The organism is Rhodanobacter sp. FW021-MT20, assembly GCF_041107475.1.
Taxonomy (GTDB): Bacteria; Pseudomonadota; Gammaproteobacteria; order Xanthomonadales; family Rhodanobacteraceae; genus Rhodanobacter_A; species Rhodanobacter_A glycinis.
In genome coordinates this window covers 17,119-34,444 of the sequence record NZ_JBGBPX010000016.1, presented here as the reverse complement: position 1 = coordinate 34,444, position 17,326 = coordinate 17,119, and the positions used below count along the sequence as shown (strand labels likewise).

General features: G+C 61.3%; 18 protein-coding genes. 7 read left to right on the top strand and 11 right to left on the bottom strand.

Features of this window, described 5'->3' with window-relative positions; translation table 11 throughout:
* Positions 1 to 36: 36 nt before the first annotated feature.
* Positions 37 to 2,115 carry a hypothetical protein gene (locus AB7849_RS15315; RefSeq protein ID WP_369501291.1) on the top strand — a complete coding sequence of 693 codons (2,079 nt, stop codon included), beginning with the start codon at positions 37 to 39 and terminating at the stop codon, positions 2,113 to 2,115.
* Between the two features lie 57 nt (positions 2,116 to 2,172).
* Here the strand turns inward: AB7849_RS15315 and AB7849_RS15310 are convergent, their stop codons facing one another.
* Together AB7849_RS15310 and AB7849_RS15305 are read right to left on the bottom strand one after the other, a co-directional pair.
* Positions 2,173 to 2,793, bottom strand: coding sequence for a bactofilin family protein (locus AB7849_RS15310; protein WP_369501290.1), 621 nt, complete (start codon positions 2,791 to 2,793; stop codon positions 2,173 to 2,175).
* A gap of 639 nt (positions 2,794 to 3,432) precedes the next feature.
* Positions 3,433 to 4,299: a hypothetical protein gene (locus tag AB7849_RS15305; RefSeq protein WP_369501289.1), complete on the bottom strand. Its 867-nt coding sequence runs from the start codon at positions 4,297 to 4,299 to the stop codon at positions 3,433 to 3,435.
* Positions 4,300 to 4,435: 136 nt separating this feature from the next.
* Here AB7849_RS15305 and AB7849_RS15300 point away from each other — a divergent pair, with 136 nt between their 5' ends.
* Positions 4,436 to 5,434, top strand: coding sequence for a hypothetical protein (locus AB7849_RS15300; RefSeq protein ID WP_369501288.1), 999 nt, complete (start codon positions 4,436 to 4,438; stop codon positions 5,432 to 5,434).
* A 41-nt stretch (positions 5,435 to 5,475) separates the two neighbouring features.
* Here the strand turns inward: AB7849_RS15300 and AB7849_RS15295 are convergent, their stop codons facing one another.
* The 7 genes from AB7849_RS15295 to AB7849_RS15265 all read right to left on the bottom strand — a co-directional run bounded on the left by AB7849_RS15295 (position 5,476) and on the right by AB7849_RS15265 (position 11,363).
* Positions 5,476 to 5,736: a hypothetical protein gene (locus tag AB7849_RS15295; protein WP_369501287.1), complete on the bottom strand. Its 261-nt coding sequence runs from the start codon at positions 5,734 to 5,736 to the stop codon at positions 5,476 to 5,478.
* Positions 5,737 to 5,746: 10 nt separating this feature from the next.
* A complete protein-coding gene (locus AB7849_RS15290; RefSeq protein WP_369501286.1) occupies positions 5,747 to 6,352 on the bottom strand; it encodes a hypothetical protein in 606 nt (201 codons plus the stop codon).
* The gene (locus AB7849_RS15285; protein ID WP_369501285.1) at positions 6,349 to 7,302 is read right to left on the bottom strand and encodes a hypothetical protein; all 954 of its coding nucleotides are present in this window, start codon (positions 7,300 to 7,302) and stop codon (positions 6,349 to 6,351) included. Before AB7849_RS15285 ends, AB7849_RS15290 begins: the two co-directional genes overlap by 4 nt.
* Positions 7,299 to 8,141 carry a hypothetical protein gene (locus AB7849_RS15280; RefSeq protein WP_369501284.1) on the bottom strand — a complete coding sequence of 281 codons (843 nt, stop codon included), beginning with the start codon at positions 8,139 to 8,141 and terminating at the stop codon, positions 7,299 to 7,301. The genes AB7849_RS15285 and AB7849_RS15280 overlap by 4 nt, the downstream gene beginning before the upstream one ends.
* A 14-nt stretch (positions 8,142 to 8,155) precedes the next feature.
* Positions 8,156 to 9,067: a hypothetical protein gene (locus tag AB7849_RS15275; protein ID WP_369501283.1), complete on the bottom strand. Its 912-nt coding sequence runs from the start codon at positions 9,065 to 9,067 to the stop codon at positions 8,156 to 8,158.
* Between the two features lie 164 nt (positions 9,068 to 9,231).
* Positions 9,232 to 9,369, bottom strand: a complete 138-nt coding sequence (locus AB7849_RS15270; RefSeq protein WP_369501281.1) for a hypothetical protein — start codon at positions 9,367 to 9,369, stop codon at positions 9,232 to 9,234.
* A 1,688-nt stretch (positions 9,370 to 11,057) separates the two neighbouring features.
* The gene (locus AB7849_RS15265) at positions 11,058 to 11,363 is read right to left on the bottom strand and encodes a hypothetical protein (RefSeq protein WP_369501279.1); all 306 of its coding nucleotides are present in this window, start codon (positions 11,361 to 11,363) and stop codon (positions 11,058 to 11,060) included.
* Positions 11,364 to 11,870: 507 nt separating this feature from the next.
* Here AB7849_RS15265 and AB7849_RS15260 point away from each other — a divergent pair.
* Entirely contained in the window at positions 11,871 to 12,344 is a 474-nt protein-coding gene (locus AB7849_RS15260) for a hypothetical protein (RefSeq protein WP_369501278.1), read from the top strand.
* On the opposite strand, the gene AB7849_RS15255 is transcribed toward AB7849_RS15260, so the two are convergent.
* Positions 12,315 to 12,668, bottom strand: coding sequence for a hypothetical protein (locus AB7849_RS15255; protein ID WP_369501277.1), 354 nt, complete (start codon positions 12,666 to 12,668; stop codon positions 12,315 to 12,317). The two genes, AB7849_RS15260 and AB7849_RS15255, sit on opposite strands and share 30 nt — an antisense overlap.
* A gap of 475 nt (positions 12,669 to 13,143) precedes the next feature.
* The gene (locus AB7849_RS15250) at positions 13,144 to 13,857 is read right to left on the bottom strand and encodes a hypothetical protein (RefSeq protein WP_369501276.1); all 714 of its coding nucleotides are present in this window, start codon (positions 13,855 to 13,857) and stop codon (positions 13,144 to 13,146) included.
* Positions 13,858 to 14,318: 461 nt separating this feature from the next.
* On the opposite strand from AB7849_RS15250, the gene AB7849_RS15245 reads away from it, so the two are divergent.
* From AB7849_RS15245 to AB7849_RS15230, 4 genes are all read left to right on the top strand, one after another.
* Positions 14,319 to 15,275 (top strand): hypothetical protein, encoded by a 957-nt coding sequence (locus AB7849_RS15245; RefSeq protein WP_369501275.1) that lies wholly within the window; start codon positions 14,319 to 14,321, stop codon positions 15,273 to 15,275.
* 2 nt (positions 15,276 to 15,277) lie between these two features.
* Positions 15,278 to 15,496: a hypothetical protein gene (locus AB7849_RS15240; protein ID WP_369501274.1), complete on the top strand. Its 219-nt coding sequence runs from the start codon at positions 15,278 to 15,280 to the stop codon at positions 15,494 to 15,496.
* An 8-nt stretch (positions 15,497 to 15,504) separates the two neighbouring features.
* Positions 15,505 to 16,377, top strand: a complete 873-nt coding sequence (locus AB7849_RS15235) for a hypothetical protein (protein WP_369501273.1) — start codon at positions 15,505 to 15,507, stop codon at positions 16,375 to 16,377.
* A gap of 180 nt (positions 16,378 to 16,557) precedes the next feature.
* Positions 16,558 to 17,247 carry a hypothetical protein gene (locus AB7849_RS15230; protein WP_369501272.1) on the top strand — a complete coding sequence of 230 codons (690 nt, stop codon included), beginning with the start codon at positions 16,558 to 16,560 and terminating at the stop codon, positions 17,245 to 17,247.
* Positions 17,248 to 17,326: the final 79 nt, after the last annotated feature.

The following is a 17,326-nucleotide window of genomic DNA, read 5'->3' as shown; positions in this document are numbered from 1 at the left end:
CCCGTTTCATCTTCCCCACTTCGTAGCGCCTAGACCATGATCGTCAAGAATCCAATCATCAAGTCATCCCTGATCGTTTTCAGCTTCTGGTATGCGTTGCTCTATGTTGTTTCGTCCATCGCTTATGGATGGACGGGCATTGTGTGGCTCGCGATGGACTATCCCGTGACGCTAGCCTCTCTGCTTGTGGGTTGCTCGTTGGGCGCAGCTGGGACACTCGGCGTAAGAGCACTTTTTCTCGCAAAGCAGGAAGAAATCACAAAGGGCGGCTCGGAGGTTCGCGGCCTTCGCACGTCTCTTGGCGAGGTTCCGTCTCCAGGGCACGCATGGGGTAGAGCGGACGGCAAGGTCGCAGAATCGTTCCTGGCTGCCCTTCATAAGCGGCCATGGTGGGCGCTTATCTCGCGAGAGTTTCCGGCGCACGCAGCTGCGCTCGATGCGGTAGCGCTGGCCATGGCGAGCGCACCCGCTTTGCCAGCATCCCCGGTTCCGGGTGGCCACGGAGGACGAACGCTGTTTGAGCACTCGATCGCAGTTGCCGACTGCATCATGCACATGGCGAGGACGTGGAGGTATACAGGCCAGCGCGATAAGCGTGGTCGCGTGCGAGTGAAGCTGCGCGACACGGATGGAAGCTTCCATGCATTTCGCCGGCCGGATCTCGGACTCCTGGCCCTGACCGGCTTCGCGCACGACTTCGGAAAGCTGGTCTGCTATCGCCCAACTGGGCAGAAGCATGGCCGCACTGACCTGGTGCGCGAAGTACAGCCAAACCACGATACAGAGGGCGCCATTGCGCTTCGCTCGATCACCGAGATCATGTCCCTGCCCTATTCCGACCGTCGAGCGCTACTGCTGGCGGTGGGCTACTACCACCACGCAGGCTCGATCCATAACGGCGACGGCATCACTGATCGCATGCGCTCGTTGACCGAGCTGCTGATCGCCGCTGACGTCGCCACAGGAAAGGCCGAGGGTGGTAACACACCCGATTCATACGGCGATTCCTACGCCGATGACGCCGAGGTCTACAGCACAACCTCCTCATCCGAGATTGAGACGCCTAGCCAGATCGGCAAGGGTGTTCAGCAACGGCCCGCGGCGAAGTCGCAAGAGTCGCCAGCTTCAGGGGTGGCGGTTGCACCAGCTGATCGGATCTCTGGCGAGCCGCCAGTGGAATCGGACGGAGCGCAGGCGGAACTGAGCCTCCTGTTCCGAATGCTTGCAGATCCATCAGCGATTGGCGCTCGCGTGCCGGACAGAGCAAAGCGGATTGGGTGGAAGTATGGCGGCTTTCTCTGGTTGATCGATGAAGCAGTGAAGCACCAGGTGGCACAGTTGGCGAAGATGGATGAGGCTACGTACTTCACCGATGTGCTCGGCGTTGGAGCAAATGACCGAAACGGAAATGCGAGCCCGTTTAGCACGCGGCTCCTGGCGCAGCTTCATGGGCGCGGCCTCCTGAAGGTCGACTGGAACGGAGATGAGCTTGCTCCGCAGCGAGCGCTATTCGTGGTACGCGGCCCGAAAAGCACAATCGGCGGGATATTCCTTGTGCAGGATTCGATCCTGGCCACGACGAAGCGCCTCCCTGATGACCAGCCGATGGAGATCGTTCGGCCGCTTTGGGGGGCTGGCAGTGCACACAAGAGGAAGGCGGAGGGTACATCTGTCGCGCCAGAGGAAGCACAGAACTCTGCTGATGGCGCTACCGCGATCGATGATGGCGTCGCATCGGCCTCTACAGACACTGGTGCCGGCGGCCTTGTGGGCAACGACGAACCAGTCGAGTTCGGGGATACGAGCGTCGGATCTCATTCCGCGGAAGGAGCCGGCGAGGCGTCGCTGGAATTCGCCTTTCGCGAGTTTATCGAAGCCTTCCCTTCTGACATCGAGTTCGCGCCAGACAAGGAGCATCCTGGCGCCACGCTTGCTGTCGTCAAGAAGTCGAAAAACGAAGGCGCCTTTCTTGGTCTTCTTTCAGTCGTGGAGGCGGCAACAGCAGGCGGGTTGGACGTGTCTTCTGTGCAGATGATGCGAACCCCGAGCGGCAAGCCGGCAGTGGTGATCTTTCCCGTCCCAAGAGACTGCAGCATCCCGGCCCCAAGCCCCTAAAACGAAGACGCCCACAGGCTAGTGTGGGCGTCTTCTATCGAGCATGCTTGATGTGGGCTAGAAGCCTTCGGCCAATGCGGATGTACCGATGCCGTGCTCGCTCCGGCTGTGATCGACGCCGCCAGCGGCTTGCATGCGCCGAGTTGCGATGGGCGTAACAGCAACAGGGCTGGATTCGCTGCCGGATTCTTCAGGTGAACGCACACCAGTGCCACGCGCCGCTGGTGCAGCCGCTTGCTGTTGGTCTACGGTGACTCCACCAGATGATATATCGGAGCAGTGAAGCGACGCCCCCATGTCGACAACGATGCTGTGGGTGCTAATGCTGCCCGTTACTCTCGCCGTTGGGAAAAGCCTGAGAAACTTTGCCAGCACGCCACCTCTAACTTCACCGGCGAGATAAACCTTGGCTGCTCGCACCACCCCAGTGACCAAGCCCGTTTCCTTGATGAGCACCAGGCAGCCGTCAGCAATAACGTCGCCCTGAACCACGCCGTTGATAATGATGTTCTCGTTGAGACGAAGGTCGCCCTCGACGACAGCGCCCGCGGCGATCACCGTTTTGATTGCAAGGTGGTTGCTCTGACGCGAGGCTTGCTTTCCAGCCATCGGTGGCGCGTGGGTGACTGTTTTCGTCGCCGTGCGCTTCGGCATGATGAGCGCGAGCAGGTTAGCCATGGCAGTTGACCTCAGATAGTTTCCACACGGTTTTCGCCTGGAGCATGCTGGCTGCTGCTCGCTCCCCATCGAGCTGATCGCTTGCAGGCATGGCGATCATGCGCTTCACGTAGGCAATGACATTTGGGTCTCCCGATGCCTCTGCTTCTTGTACTGCTTCGGCACGCTTCCGTGTGAAACCGCTACTCGATTCTGACGACTGAGGCGGTACGACACCGTAGCCAGCGAACAGTCCGAGGCTCACCGGCCCAGCGACGCCGTGTTCGGCAGCCGCCCGGCAGATTCCTCCGGGCACAAGGAGGCTTCGCGCCCAAGACTGGGGCAGCACGCCGACTGCGTAAGGGGTTGGGATCGGGGATACAGTCCAACCCGATTGAGTGGCGTAGCCGCCATCGTTGGATAGAGGGCCGCCGCTTGGCGACAGCGGAAGGAGCGCAATAAAGATGGCTCCACGGCGACCCACCGCATCCGACCCGATGGCAAGGGAGACGTCTATACGATCGGAGCATGATTCGGGGCTGGCCTGAGAGAGTGTGACGCCACACCTCGAAGATCCCATGTCGATGCTGCCGGACGCCTGTTGGGCACGAGCAAGAACGGGACTGAGCAGCAAGCCGAGACCAACCAAGGCCGCCGCCTTCATCGTGTCAGCTCCATGAATTTGCCGTCCACCAGGACACGAGCACCAGTCGGCGCGACAACAGCCTTTCCGGCCGAGTCTTGCAACACGACTCCATCTGCGAGCACCGCCTTCACCGTGAAGACGGAGCGCTCATGGACGGGAACCCGCACAACTTCCTTTTCAACGGGGTGAGCGTTCTTTGCGGCAGCCTCGGTCGATTCGAGCGTGTGGAGCTTGAGGAGCGCGTCGTCTCGTTGCTTGGCAATACTGTCCCGTTGTGTGACCAGTGCATCGTACTTGGCTTTAGACACCACACCCTGCCCATTGTCTCGCTGGGCTGACACATGCAGCTCCACCGCTTCGTGAGGTGCCGCCGCGGGCGACGGGACGGAACTCGCGATCGCAGCGGCGGCGCTACGCATGGCGATCGGCGCCGCTTTCGTAGGGCTCGAAGTGGCTGCAGCAGGTGGTTCGATTGCTTTCGGCGCACCGGTCGCCGGCGCAGTCTTCGCAAGAGCCATCGCTTTGCTCGCCGGCGGCAAGGAATCGATTGTGCGGCCCGCAAGGGGCGGCACTGATTTCGCTTCCTTGATGATGGACGCAAGATCTGGGTTTTCCGCCAATGCAGACTTCTTCTTGCCGCTATGGAGGTAGGCAGCGATCACGACTACACACGCAACAAGGGCGAGGCCAAGAATGAGTCCAACCCTCTTGCGCTTCACAGGTTTGGCAGGTGTTACCTCGACGTCGATGACGTGCGCGTCATCGACAAACCCGGAGGCATTGGCACCCACGTCGTGATCGAGGTCGAAGGTTGGGATTTCGCCGGTGATGGCGGCCTCACCAGACAGATCGGCAACGTTTAACTCGCTATTGCGCGGCATTGGTTCTGACCTTTCATGCGTTTAACGGTAACGCTACAGAAGATAGTAACACGGTGGGTAAGTCACGCAACACGCGACCCCGGTAACCAGCTGCGCTTCGCCTCGAACCCTTTGTTTACGAGAGGAGGCGACAAGCATGTTCGACGTGTTTAGCGAGGCTAAAGCTGCATCCTTGCCGAGCCTGGTTGAGTACCTGGGCTATCGGGAGAGCGGCGAGTTTCGCTCTCCTTGCTGCAAGGGACACACTGTGGCGATCACGCTCGGTTTCGACGGCGTATGGAAGTGGCGGTGCACCGCTTGCCGATCTGGAGGCACGGTTGTCGATTTCGTGGCCAAGGCAAGAAATCTCCCGCCCATCAAGGCCGCGCGGTCTGTCATCGCAACTATGACGAAGCGGCCCGACATGCGGATGATTAGGAGTCAGCAACGCACTGCGCCAGTGGATTCCGATGCGTGCGCCGAGATCGCGAGAACGATCGCAGCTCGCGACGTTCTTGATCCCGAGGTCGAGGCGTACCTGGTGCGCCGGGGAGTCGACGCAAGTCGAATCAAACGGGCGTTTGGGGAGGGCTGGCTGCGCACGCTGCCATGCTCTCCAGAGGCGGGCGAAAGATGGCTGTTCGATAACGTGGGTCGAGCCACGCTGGAGAGGGCCGGTGTCGTGCGGTCGGGGATGATTCCTGTCGCCAGGCTTCCGTTGGTGTTTCTAACCGCGGACGCTTCGGCTTGCGAATTTCGCGCGATCACTGAAATTCGTGGAACGCCGAAGGCCATACAGGTAGGCCGAGCAATGACGCCAATCGCAAGCGTCGGTGCCGGCTTTGTTCCGCAGCGTGTCGTGATGCTTGCTAGTGGGATGGAAATGCTCGCTTACTCGCAAGCCGGCTCGCAGGAGCCGACCGACGTCCTGATAGGCGAGTGCGGCGCAGATTCGATGAGAGGCACATGGATTGCCTGGCTGAACGACAGGTTTCCAGCCATCGACACTGCGAAGATTTCCGTGCGAGAGGATCGGAACATCGGCCGTGCTGAAGCATGCTTCAAAGTTGCCGGCTTCAGAGTGGAGCTGGAGAGGCTTGCGGCTACAGCCGGTGATTGGTGCGACCGACTGCCAAGCAGGTGCGCTGCGGCCTGAGCCTGAAATGTGCAAACCCCAACCAATCGGTTGGGGTTTTTTTATAAGCGGCGCGTGGTTTTTCGCGCAACGGTCGGCATGACGGAGTTCCGTGGGAAGAAGTTTCGGAACAGCACAGCATGTGATCGGTAGATGCTACCGGCAAACTTGTGGAGGAACGACGCCAGAGCGGAGCCAAGAACCGTCACCAGCTTGAATGCCCCCTTGAAGATCACTGACAGGAGGGATCTCCCAACAGGGAAGAACGATAGCAGGATGACGACGATGGAGCCGAGCACCAGGTATGCAATGAACGCCGCCACGGGACTCTCCTTACCTCTGCAGCATAAGATCGGCCTTGCGCGCCAGTCGCGAAGCTTCGCCCAGGATAACCGTCACACCCGCACACGAGGTGCCGATGATAGATTGCAAGAGAGAAGGCGTAGCGTTTGGTAACCACAGGAGCACGCGATCGGTGCTCAAGGATTGCGCGGCCCGTCTCACCTGCTCCGCTGCGGAAATTAAGCGGACGTCCCGCCGCGAGAAGACCTTGTAGGACTTAATTTCAACAGCGACGCGCCAAGGTTGTTCTGGATGTTTCGTGTCGCGCCCAACGATGCGTGACACGATGAGGTCGACGTCCCCTATTCCGGGCTTGAAGGCACCTCTCGTAGCTACGAGGCCGCGTCGACCGCACGCGCTCACAGCATCCTTGAAGGCCCTCCTCTCCACTTCGACACCATGCCCACGACTTGCAGCGATGCGAAGTTCGCGAATGCCGTACCAAACAAGTGCTGCCGCATACGCAACAGCGAGGATCAACCAGGAGCCACCCACTTGATGACTGAAAGCCACGATGCAGGTGACGATGCCAAGCAACAGCATGCCGATAGCCGCCGCGGCCTGGGATGCTATCCGAGTCCAAATGGGCAGCCTCATGTCGATCCACCTCCATGACGGGACGCCGCATCGTGCTCCGCCCTGCGCGAGACCAGCTCTGACACATAAGCGTCAGCAGTATCAATGATGCGGCGAGCCGGCACGACGTCGTTGGCGAACCAACGCCAGACCGTCGAGCGATTGAACCCTAGGGCTGCAGCGAGACCAGAGTAATCGTTGCGACGGAGCCCTAGATCCTTCATCCACCCCCGGGCCTTTTTAAGGAACGGTTGTTGCCTTGCTGTGTAGCCAGTAGCGAGACCGCGCGCTTTCGCGTTCTTGACCTTCGCCATCGTGGTAGCAGGCACCTTTTTAACCACGCCGTACTCGTAGTTCCGCAGCGTGTGGATGCTGATTTGTAGGTGGTTCGCGAACTGAGCCTGGGTCAAGCCAAGCATGCGGCGCACCGCCGTCACTCGACCACCATCGGAGTTCGGTTTGAGTTCGTTGTTGGTGGTCGTTGTTCGCTTCTTGACGCGTTCTGGCGGCCGGGCGCGTTTCGGTTTTCGGTGGGCTCGTTCCGGCGCGGGTTCAGTGACGACCGCACTTGATACGACGGATGGTCGCAGCGCCAAGGCACGTTCAATCGCAGCCCGCTCCTGGAACTCCTGGACGGCTTCGAGTGTTGCATCATGACGAATATCCGCATTGGCATCGAACTCATCGTCGCTTTCGACAGAGACGGTTCGCGACCTGTTCCGCATGTGCGATAACGCGAGGCGGCGCGCCGCCTCCTTGATGAAACCTTCAATGTGGATAAGGGCCTCGTCCTGGCGAGGAACGCTCGTCGCGCGAAGCGTCGCGAGCATTGCTTCTTGGGCAATGTCGTCTTCCGAATCATAGAGGCCGTACTTTCTCGCCACCCCGATTGCGACCCGCTGGACGACAACTTGGAGCTGGCGAAGCGCTTGGCGGTCGCCGCGCCGGATAGCCTCTCGATCAACGATCACGCCTCACTCCAGCCCGGCCATGCGTCGACAGGATTGGCGTGCATCGAGGTGTCAGGCTCAATGAAAGACCGAGCGAACGAGGTGCGGCGGCCCGACAGATATTCTGGGCTGCGCCCCGTAAACCAGGCACAACCATCACGAAGGCCAATGAGACCAGCTTGTGCGAGGGTGGAAACCGCAGCTTCAACGCGCTCCTTGTTGGCGCCAGATGAGTCGGATGCGGCCTTTATGAGATCCGGGATCGAGGATGACGGGTGCATCCACGCCGCCACGAGGACATCCCCACCACACGTGAAGTCACGGAGAAAGCCTTCGCTCAAGATCCCTTCCGATACGGGATCGGCCGTTGTCGGAAGCGCCTTCAACGCAATGCCGTGCTTGAACCACTCATGATGGATCATTGCTCGCACAACATACGGGCGAACACCGAGCTTCATGCAGCAGATCTGGAACGTGTCGTGGCCGGCGCGGACAGATGCGGCATCAATCTTTGCGTCGTGGCCAAAGGCCCACTGAACAAGCTTTTCGCGGCGGCGGGCAGGGGTTGCGACCGAGACCAATGCACGACACATGGTCACCGTTTGCGAGACGACTTCGACCTGGGCGTCATCCCAGTCATCTGCGTATTCTCGATCACCAGCGGCAAGCCGGTCTCGCGATGTGCTGCCATGCTTCAGCTCAGCAGATACGTCCAAAACGGGAAGCGCCCAGTCGTCCCCACCAGGGTTCGGCGCGCCGCCGCCGCGAGCTTCGATCAGAAGTCGCAGCGTGGCATCGAGACCATCATCATCATCCCCGAGAGGGACGATTTGAGTGTCGGCTTCAAGGGCGATATGCATGTGCGACTGCGGTATCAGTCCGCCAAGTCCGAAGCCTTGATTCCAAGGTCACCCATCAGACCGTCACCATTACTGGAGTCCAGGACTCGGACGCCTTGCGCGTTGTCGCGGATGCTTGCATCACCGTGATCCGGCGCGCCCTGCTTGAGCTTCGCGTAGATCGTGGCAAGCATGTCGACCCACCACGCAGGGAACTTCCTGTGCTCGAAATCATGCTCCCCACTGCGGCCGACGTTGTTCTTGTCGGACACGATGGTGATGACGGGATCACCAGCTTCACTGGTGGAGCAGCGCGCTTCCGCCACCACGTTGATCGGCATGTTCGACTGCAGGGCTTGGCCGTAGCGCGCATCGGCGCCAAGGATACGAATCGGAATTGCTCGATCAGGGTTGCTGTGTTGCTGCAGCATGAGGCGGACGTGGCCGCGCTCCTCGCCTTCTTCGGGCTGCACAAACCCCTTAAACCCAACGAAGCCAGAGAGGATCAATTTGTTGACGAAGCCAGAATCCCTACCCTGCACAGCGCCGGCTTGCTTGATGATCGCGTCAACGGTTGCATCGTCCAGCTTGAGGGAGGCTTTGATCTCCTCTCGGATAGCCTGGGGACTCTTGAACGGGTCGTAATTCGAGCCGTGCTTGCGCAGGGCATCGAGCATGGCCGCACGCCGGGGCATCGCGACCAGGGAAGCCCTCTTGATCCGAATCGCATGGAGTTGGACGCGGCCACCCTCAGCGAAGCAGTGGCACTTCACCTCAACAACCTGGTTGTCGCTGGGTGGCCGGAAGCCAGGGGACACCTTGATGCGAATGATCTTGGAGTCGCTCGCCGCCTGCTTGAGCATCAGGTAGCCATTGCTGACGCCCCACGAATACCCAGAGAACCAGCAGATGTTGCGGGCCTGATTTACCCAGTCGGAGAGTTCCATCGCGCTTCCGGTTCGGTTGAATGTTGACCGCATGCTAAGTGAAACCGTGTAACGCATGCAAGCAACACGTTTACCGTTACCGTGTAGCGCGAATGTCGCATAGCCACGCCTCGCGGCGTTGCGTTGAGTTTCTCAGCTCATCAGCTGAGGCGAAGCGGTCACGCTTAGCGGCGAATCCGCGGGCGCCGGCCGGTCGCACCCAGCATGAATCCACGGAAGAAGCTGCGCGGGAACTCGCGGGCGAAACCCCAGACGAATCCAGGCAGGCTGATGTAGAACACGATTAGCATCCAGGTTGGCATAGCACACCTCCAAAGTATGTAGCGGGTCATGCACCGTCGATCGCGCATGCGCAGTCGAGGCAAATAGGAACGCGAACAGCACACCCGTCAAGGCCACCGTCGATGTAGGTGTCGGCAATAGCTCCACAGACTGAGCACTCATCGTCCGCGTAACGGCTCGATGGGCGCGAATGGAGGGGTTGGACTTGGTGCCCAGCTTTCTCCGTCACGTCCACCTGGCAGCCGCAATCAGCACAGGGTTCACGGTGGTAGGGATCGCAGCCGCCCATGAAGGCTTTCGCTGCACGCGACCCCACAGCACGGACTTTGCCACATGCACAGCTACGCTGCGCGATAGGTGCGTTCGCGAGAAAGGTGACGTTCGTTGTCGCCTTCGAGATTGGGGCCTGCATGGTGTTCCTCCGTTCGTCCTGACTCCATTAGACGGCAACACTCGGTCTCGCGAAATACAAAAACAGGGCGAGCGGTCAAATTTCTTCCTCTCTGCCCAGTTCAGCCCGTCGCGCGTGCGCCGCTCTCGCTCGTGTACTGCTTCTTTTCTAGTTGTAGCTCTTGTACTTGAAGCTCTTGTAATAGCCCAGCACTAAGAGTCGCGCCGTGTTCGTGTTGTATCACGTTGAAAAGAAAAGGAAAAGTTCACTACGAAAGCCACTCCGGCGCGGAACCTAAAACGACGAAGGGCGGAACCTAAAACGACGAAAGAGCGGAACCTAAGACGACGAAGGGGCGGAACCCATGACTACGAAACGGCTCGCCCCTGTTCCGGGCGTCCGCGCCGCTCCTAGGGACGCCTCGCTGCGCTCCGAGTGTTCTCAAATGGTCAATTCGGAACCTAAGACGACGAATATTTGCGAAGATTGTTCATATAAGGAAACGAAAAGTTAAGAAATGAGAAAAAACGGAACCTAAGACGACGAAACACGCCTGTCCGCACTCTGTCCTCAAGAAATCCAGCAGCAGTCCGCCGTCTATCCGCCAAACGTCCGCCTTGCATCCGCCGTTCGTCGTTTTAGGTTCCGCATTGAGTCGATGCACCGTCCACATTTAGGCCGTTTTGCGACGTGAACCGCGGCAAGGTGTGCAAGCAACGGGTGGCGCGAGCAGAAAGCCTCGCCGGGCGGGTGCTACACGCCTCACCGGGCGGGTGCTACGCAATCAACGCAAGGCATAACCCCCTCCCGCCACTCCGCCTGGCGGCTCCGTTCTGGTCGGGTCTGAAACGCCCATTCGGGCGCAGGGGACGTGCTCTGGCGAGCACGAAGGGAGACGGGGCTGTCGCCCCGAACGAGAGGCGCGTGCCGCGCCATGGGAAAAGCCTGGAAAAGCGGAGAGGCGCTTGCGCGCCGAGAGGTGCTGCCGCACCTGAGAGGCGCCTTCGGCGCCAAGAGCAAACCCCTGGCTGCAAGCGGCCGACTTCCCTGCCCTGCCCTTGCGGATCTCGCCGCCGGCACCTGGCTGGATCTGCAGACAGTGTGGCTGGCCAGCACCGGCCACCAGCTCCAACGCCAGGGCGAAGCTGGGCAGTGGGCGTGCGGGCTGGGATCGGGCAGCTGCAGCTCCGCCCTGGCTACGTCATGGCGATCACGGCGCCGTCGACCAGGTGGCGAAAACAGCGAAGCCGAGCGTGCTTGGGGCACACTCGGCTTCTTGGGCGCTATCGAAGCGCCGGCACCTGTTGACGTGCAGCGTTAGGCGCGTTTGCGCGTCTTGCCGCCGGCGCCGGCGGCGGTTTTGCCACCCTTGCGGGCCGCAGCTGCCTCGGCCTCCATGCGCTGTACGAACTCGCCGATCAAGAGGTCGATGGCTTCGCGTCGGCGCAGGTTGGTCTCGTCCATGATGCGCTCGAAGTCGGCATAGGTTTCCTTCGAGATCAGCAGATCGAGGCGGCGCATCTGCGGGCCGTTCGGATCTTGCGTCAGGTGCTTCAAGCGGCGCTGTTGACGCGAGGAGGACGAGGAAGCTGAGGTCTTGGGTCGGATTGGGCTCGATGTCATCGGTAACCTCCTACTTGTCCGTGTGTGGGCCGGAAGTCAGTGAATGAAGACTCTTGCACCACGGATTCTATGTGCGCGCCTTGACGATGGTCAGGCCAGAAGGCGAAAACCCCTGTAGCACGGATTCTAGCGAGCGTTACCGTGGAATGGCAAACGGTTACGCAGCTGAGGGGGAAACACGGGGGGGGAAACACGGGGATTGGTGGCTAAGTAGATCAATCGATGTTCCACGCCGCCGCACTGGCCGATACCGCTGCAAGTGTCTGATAACGCATCGGAAAAGGGTCTCCACACTTTCGCAAACGTGTTCCACGGCGATGTTTCACGGAAAGGGGCGAAGTGGCAAGGGTACGTATAACTCTATGAAAGTAAACAAATAAGCTCCAAAACCGGCCTTTTGGGCGAAAACGCGGCTGATTCAAGGTGGTGACATGTTGATGATTCTGTGATGCGCCAAGGAATCAAGATGGCATAGAATAGATGCGCACATTGCATAGGAGTCGCATCATGGCCGAAGCCCGCACCACCCTGACACTCTACCCTGCCCTCGCAGATTTCGTTGAAAGTCAATGCTGTAGCGCCGCCGGCCCGTCCGTCTCGAAGCGCCTCAACCTGCTCGTGGAGAAGTACAACGCCATGATGGAGACGGCGTTTTCTACCCGCGAACGCCTCACCTCCGATGAGTGGGTCGCGCTCGATCGCATGCTGACGGGTGTCGACTTCACCCGGGCCAGCGATCCGGCCATGATTCCGGCCTTCGTCCAGCGAGCCCGCAACCGCGGCGACGCCAGCGGCGAGACGGCCGCCGGCCGTCTCGCCTTCAAGATCGAGCAGGCTCCTGTGGCAACGCTGTTCGCGATCGCCGACGTGATCGAGCGATTCCGCCTGGTCGAACCGAAGGCTTCAAACCGCACAACGGCGCAGTTTGAAGCCTTCGTCGAGGAGGCCGGGCTAGACGTCGCCGCTCCAAAGCGTGCGTAACGCCTGACGCTGCACCAGGCGAGACAGGCTCGCCTTCACGTCCCGCGGCGGCATCACCACGCCGCGGGCTTCCAGGCTTTCGATGTCGCGAGCCACCTTCTGCGCCCAGGCTTTCACGGCTTTGTCGCCGCCCAACCTGAGCGCGAGGATCTTGTAGAGCAGCGCATCCATCGAGACGGACGTCGACTTGCTGCGAGCGTGCAGTGAGATCCGCACGAAACCTTCGCGTTGCGGCGACGGTGCCGACACTCGCGGCGCCGGCTTCACGCCGGCGTCCGCTTCGCTGGCCACCTCTTGGGGTGCGATAGCGATTTCGTCAACCATTTACGTATCAGCCTGTGGTGGCATCCCAACCATTTACGCCGTATGGGCGACTATAGGCGTGAAAACGGGGGCAAGCAACAACCATTTACGCAGGGGACGTAGCCAAGAAGGTCAACCATTTACGCTGCGAGGGCGATACGTCCACCGCGCCCGGCCCGTCGCCCCGGGCCGGGCGCTCGCAGCGCGGCCCCAACCATTTACGCAGGTAGGCGCAACCATTTAGGGATCGAGACGGCGGAAGGGGGGTGAATCCGCAGTCACATAGGCAAATCCGATGGTTGCGCGTCTGCAACCATTTACGAAAAGCGCGACCCCGCCGCCTGGCGATGACCTCGCAACCATTTACGCAGTGATGGCGAGAACGCCGGCAGCGGGCGGCCCGGGGCAACGGGCCGCCCGCTCGTGAGGATGCGATAACCATTTACGGCATTCGCCGATGAGGCCGCCTCAGCACGCCTGTTGCAGCGATCACGTCTTAACCATTTACGGCATTCGCCGATGAGGCCGCCTCAGCCAGGGCGTCCTCCTGCAGCCTGTCTACCCAGGCCATGTCGTAGCCAGCTGCCTCGGCGCGGCCACGGCCGGCTCGCATCAACGCCGGCACGAGACCCGCCTGGTGCGCCACCGCCTGGTCGGCCTTCGCCAGGTAACGCCGCATGCCGCGATCGAACGCCATGCACTTCGCGACCAGATCGCGCAGGCTAAGCCACTGATTGTAGAGGGACTTGTACTCCGCGAGCAGCGAGGGCACCAGGTCGGCATTCGTCGAGAACGCTCCATCCACGCGCAGCTTCGGCATTCGGCCAACCACCTTCCGAGGCACGAGGGCGCCCCCGTGCATGTGGAGCCGCACGAGCACCGGCCGCCGCAGCCAGCTGTGCTGCCCGTCCGTTCGCCACCAGCGCACCGAGAACGTGCCCACCGAGTTGCGGGGCTGGCAGATGCATAGCGCCAACGCCACCTGGTGCAAAGCCCACTCGATGCGCTCGAACCCGGCGAACAGGTCGCGAGGCAATACGCCGCTCTGCGCGGCTTTCGCCAACAAGGCCAGGTTCGCGACGGGGGTGTACGCCTCCGCCCGCCCGGGCATCTCCTTGGCCAGACCACGCTTCGGCCGGCGAGCCTTTCGCGGCTTTCGCCCAGTAACGCCCCCCTCAGCAAGCTCTTGGCGGGGTTCGATCTGCGACATGGAAATCTCCAGCTCGTAAAACGTTAAGGCCCGAAAGTCGGTGGGAAAGATACTACAAAGAGGTTATCGGGATTGGAACGATTTCGCGGCGAAAGTCGGGGTTGGGATGGTCAATGGGGGTGCTGGGAGAACAATCGACGGGGCGAAACGCCTATTTGGAGGCTCTGATGTGTAATGTAGAGGCGCTAATGTGTGCATTAGCGGCGCTGATGTGTAGCGCGGAGGCGCTGATGTAGCGCCGCTGATGCGTAGCGCAGAGGCTCTAATGTGCGCATTAAAGGCTTTGATGCGCAATGTGGAGGCTCTGATGTAGTGGCTTTACATTGTGATGTAGGGGCGCTAATGTGCGCATCAGGGGCTCTGATGTATGCATGAAGCCTCTGCAGTGTGGACGGTGCCGAAAACGCGTGAGTGCGCGGCTTCGGCGGCGTTCCAACCACCCACCACAACGAGAGGACTCCATGGCAAAGAACGTGAGTAAGAGGGCGGCGATCGGGCAGGACATTGGCCACTCGGCCGTGAAGGTCGTGGCCGGTGATTACCGCGAGATTTTCCCAGCGGCGGTCATGCCCGCCATCGCGCTGTCGGCGCCAGGCGCCTCCGAGCGAGCAGCTGCGGACACGGTGTCGCTGGGCGGTCAGCAGTGGTTCGTGGGCAATACGGCCCTGACCCAGAGCATGGGTCGCGTGACCGATGGCTTGCGTGACGACTGGATCGAGACGGCCGAGCACAAGGCGCTGCTGAAGGCGGGCTACGACAAGGCAGTGAAGGCCACTGGCGAGATCGAACCCGTGCTGACGCTGGGCCTGCCGAGCCGCCTGTACGGTCGCCAGTGGAAGCGCCTGCGCGAGATCGCTGCGCTGACCCTGCAGATCCCGGAGGAAAGGATCAGCGTCTTGCCGCAGCCTATGGGTGCCTGGCTGGACGCCGCCGTCGCGAACGGGGGCGAGTCCTTGGGCAACACGGCAGCCATCGTGGACATCGGCTATTACACGACCGACTTCGGTGCCATCGAGAGTGGCCAGTGGTCGGAAACCGGATCGCAGTCGATCCAGGGCGTGTCGTTGGCCGCGGAAGTCCTGAAGCGCGAGTTGTCCGTGATGGGCATGGACTTGGACATGCGCCAGTGCAATGCCATCCTCAGCACCGGCTCCATCAAGTACGACGGCCAGGTGCGGGATGTGACCAAGCAGGTGGCTATCGCGATCGAGGCCATGACCGACTCCATCGTGGATGGTGCGATGCGCGTATTCGGCACCGTGATCCACACGGCCGATGACCTGCTGGTGGTGGGTGGCGGCGCCTCACTGGTGTCCGACGCGCTGCGCAAGCGCTGGAAGATGGCGAAGATCCCGGCCGATCCGCGTTACGTGGTGGCCAACGGCCTGTTCCTGTTCGGGCAGGAGGCGGGGGACTGACGATGGCCCTGACCTATGCACGCACCGGCCCTGTGCCGGATAGCTTCCGCTTCACCGTGGTGATCGACTCGCGGGAAGGTCGTGAGTACCGCGAGCTGGCCAAGTGGCTGTGGGAGCACCCCAACGACATGCCGGAGATCATCCGGCGCGGGCTGGAACAACTGCGGCGCGCCGGGGCGCTGGATAGCATCGCCTCCGCCGTCAACCCGAAGAACGGTTAGGAGTCGCCATGGCGCGAGGACTCGTGCGATCGCCGAAGGCAATGCCGGATCGTGTGAACGTCCGATTCTCGTACTCGGCCAAAGACGCCGACGTGCGGGAATGGGTCTGGAATCAACGCCTCGGTGCAGTGGCTGAAATGGCAAGCGAATACGTCGCCGCGGTGGCACGCGGCGAGGTGGTTCCGGGGTACTGGAAGCACGACTTGGTGAGCGATGCCGAAGCGCCGGCGCGGGGCGCTGGGCACGCGGAACACCCCATCAAGCCCGTACATCGGGAACCTGGTGCGTATGACGGCGCCGGCGGTGATCTGCCGGCCGCGACCGGCGCGACGTTGACCAGGCCAGCGGTCGACGCAAGGACACCGGCCTTCCCGGCGAAAGTGGCAGCCTCGACGGGGGCGGGAGAGATGCCTGGGGGTGGCCGCACCGCGGAACCCGCGGCAGCACCTGCAGCGCAGGCAGAAGCGCCGCCGGCGGTGGCGCAGGTGGAGGCAATGCCGGTCGTTCCGGTACCGGTGCCGCCGGCGGCACCGGTGGTGGTCGTGCCTGCAGCGCCTGCAGCAATGCCGTTGCCCGCTGAATCAGAACGAGCTGGTGCCGCGCAGGCGACGTCGACACCAGCAGAGAGGCCGGAACCTGTAGCCGCGGCGACACAAGCTCCAGCTGCTGCTCCAGCACCGTCTAGCGAACCGGCATCGACGGCGCCGGCGGCGGTGATGGCGGAGCGGGATCACCAGGCGGGCGAGCCGGCCGGGTTGAAAGTGGATGCGGCGAGCCCCTCAGCTCCTTTGGCCGATAGTGGGACATCAGGCGAAGGCGGCATGAAGCGCGCGGACGTGAAGCGCATCATCCAGCAGGCGAGGAACTGGCAGAAACAGTAGTTCTGTGTGGGGGAAAAGCAGAAGACAGATAGGTACGGTGGCGTTATCGCCATACCCTCACGACCAAGGCCCGCTATACGCGGGCCTTGTGTTATACGTCCACGCAACACGAGAGGTCGGCTTGTCGCGGCACCCGGCCTCGAAAGGCGGCGTTGTGCTGCCTATGCGATGGAGTGGGATATGAAGGCGAGCAACTTTAAGGCTGCAATCGAGATCGCAGCTCAGCGCACGATGAAGGGTGAGTGGAATCTTGATTCGTCCAGGGAGCTGTTCGAGGCCGCGCTTGCCAGGGCAGTTGAGGCAGATCCGAATGAAGCTCCGTTTCCGTTGACTACCGAAAACGCGAAAGCTTGGCATGCTGGTCAAGCATCTGCCCTGCAGTGGGTGCTCGAAATGTTGCCTTCCTCGCAGGGCGAAAGCGTTGTCACCAACGAGGCGATGGCGGTGGATTTCGTTTGTCCCGGCTACCTCGCTGCGCTCTCCGATGCGTTCCACTACCTCAAGGGTGGTGAGCGTGATTTCCAGGCGAAGAAACTGGATGCGCTGCACACGTTGCTCGCGAGCACGCCACTGTTCACTCGGGCGGATGAGTACACATCCGAAATGGGGGCCGCGGCGAATCTGTACCATGCGAGCTTCTCGCGAGCCCATCCGTTGCCGGCTCAGTGGCGGTGGTCAGAGGTTTGGAAGGTGATGAAGGCCGCAGAGAGCATCGTGAGAGCGACACAGACGCATGTGCTCTACGAGAAAGGTGATAAGGACGCCCCAGACAGCATCAAGGATCGCAACGGCGACATCACGCTTGGCCTCTGCAAGGTGTGCGGCAGGGGTGAGGCGGAGTTGGTCGAGCCCTGCACTCCCAAGGGCTGATCGGCAGCAATGAACAAAAGACCCGCACATGCGGGTCTTTTTTTATACGCTCGCGCAACAACGGGAGCTACAGTGCTTC

Bases quoted from the DNA above. Each gene is read 5' to 3' on its own strand.
- AB7849_RS15300 (WP_369501288.1), top strand. From the start codon at position 4,436: ATGTTCGACGTGTTTAGCGAGGCTAAAGCTGCATCCTTGCCGAGCCTG.
- AB7849_RS15250 (WP_369501276.1), bottom strand. From the start codon at position 13,857: ATGTCGCAGATCGAACCCCGCCAAGAGCTTGCTGAGGGGGGCGTTACT.
- AB7849_RS15235 (WP_369501273.1), top strand. From the start codon at position 15,505: ATGGCGCGAGGACTCGTGCGATCGCCGAAGGCAATGCCGGATCGTGTG.
- AB7849_RS15305 (WP_369501289.1), bottom strand. From the start codon at position 4,299: ATGCCGCGCAATAGCGAGTTAAACGTTGCCGATCTGTCTGGTGAGGCC.
- AB7849_RS15260 (WP_369501278.1), top strand. From the start codon at position 11,871: ATGGCCGAAGCCCGCACCACCCTGACACTCTACCCTGCCCTCGCAGAT.
- AB7849_RS15255 (WP_369501277.1), bottom strand. From the start codon at position 12,668: ATGGTTGACGAAATCGCTATCGCACCCCAAGAGGTGGCCAGCGAAGCG.
- AB7849_RS15230 (WP_369501272.1), top strand. From the start codon at position 16,558: ATGAAGGCGAGCAACTTTAAGGCTGCAATCGAGATCGCAGCTCAGCGC.
- AB7849_RS15280 (WP_369501284.1), bottom strand. From the start codon at position 8,141: ATGCATATCGCCCTTGAAGCCGACACTCAAATCGTCCCTCTCGGGGAT.
- AB7849_RS15310 (WP_369501290.1), bottom strand. From the start codon at position 2,793: ATGGCTAACCTGCTCGCGCTCATCATGCCGAAGCGCACGGCGACGAAA.
- AB7849_RS15265 (WP_369501279.1), bottom strand. From the start codon at position 11,363: ATGACATCGAGCCCAATCCGACCCAAGACCTCAGCTTCCTCGTCCTCC.
- AB7849_RS15245 (WP_369501275.1), top strand. From the start codon at position 14,319: ATGGCAAAGAACGTGAGTAAGAGGGCGGCGATCGGGCAGGACATTGGC.
- AB7849_RS15275 (WP_369501283.1), bottom strand. From the start codon at position 9,067: ATGGAACTCTCCGACTGGGTAAATCAGGCCCGCAACATCTGCTGGTTC.
- AB7849_RS15270 (WP_369501281.1), bottom strand. From the start codon at position 9,369: ATGCCAACCTGGATGCTAATCGTGTTCTACATCAGCCTGCCTGGATTC.
- AB7849_RS15240 (WP_369501274.1), top strand. From the start codon at position 15,278: ATGGCCCTGACCTATGCACGCACCGGCCCTGTGCCGGATAGCTTCCGC.
- AB7849_RS15315 (WP_369501291.1), top strand. From the start codon at position 37: ATGATCGTCAAGAATCCAATCATCAAGTCATCCCTGATCGTTTTCAGC.
- AB7849_RS15290 (WP_369501286.1), bottom strand. From the start codon at position 6,352: ATGAGGCTGCCCATTTGGACTCGGATAGCATCCCAGGCCGCGGCGGCT.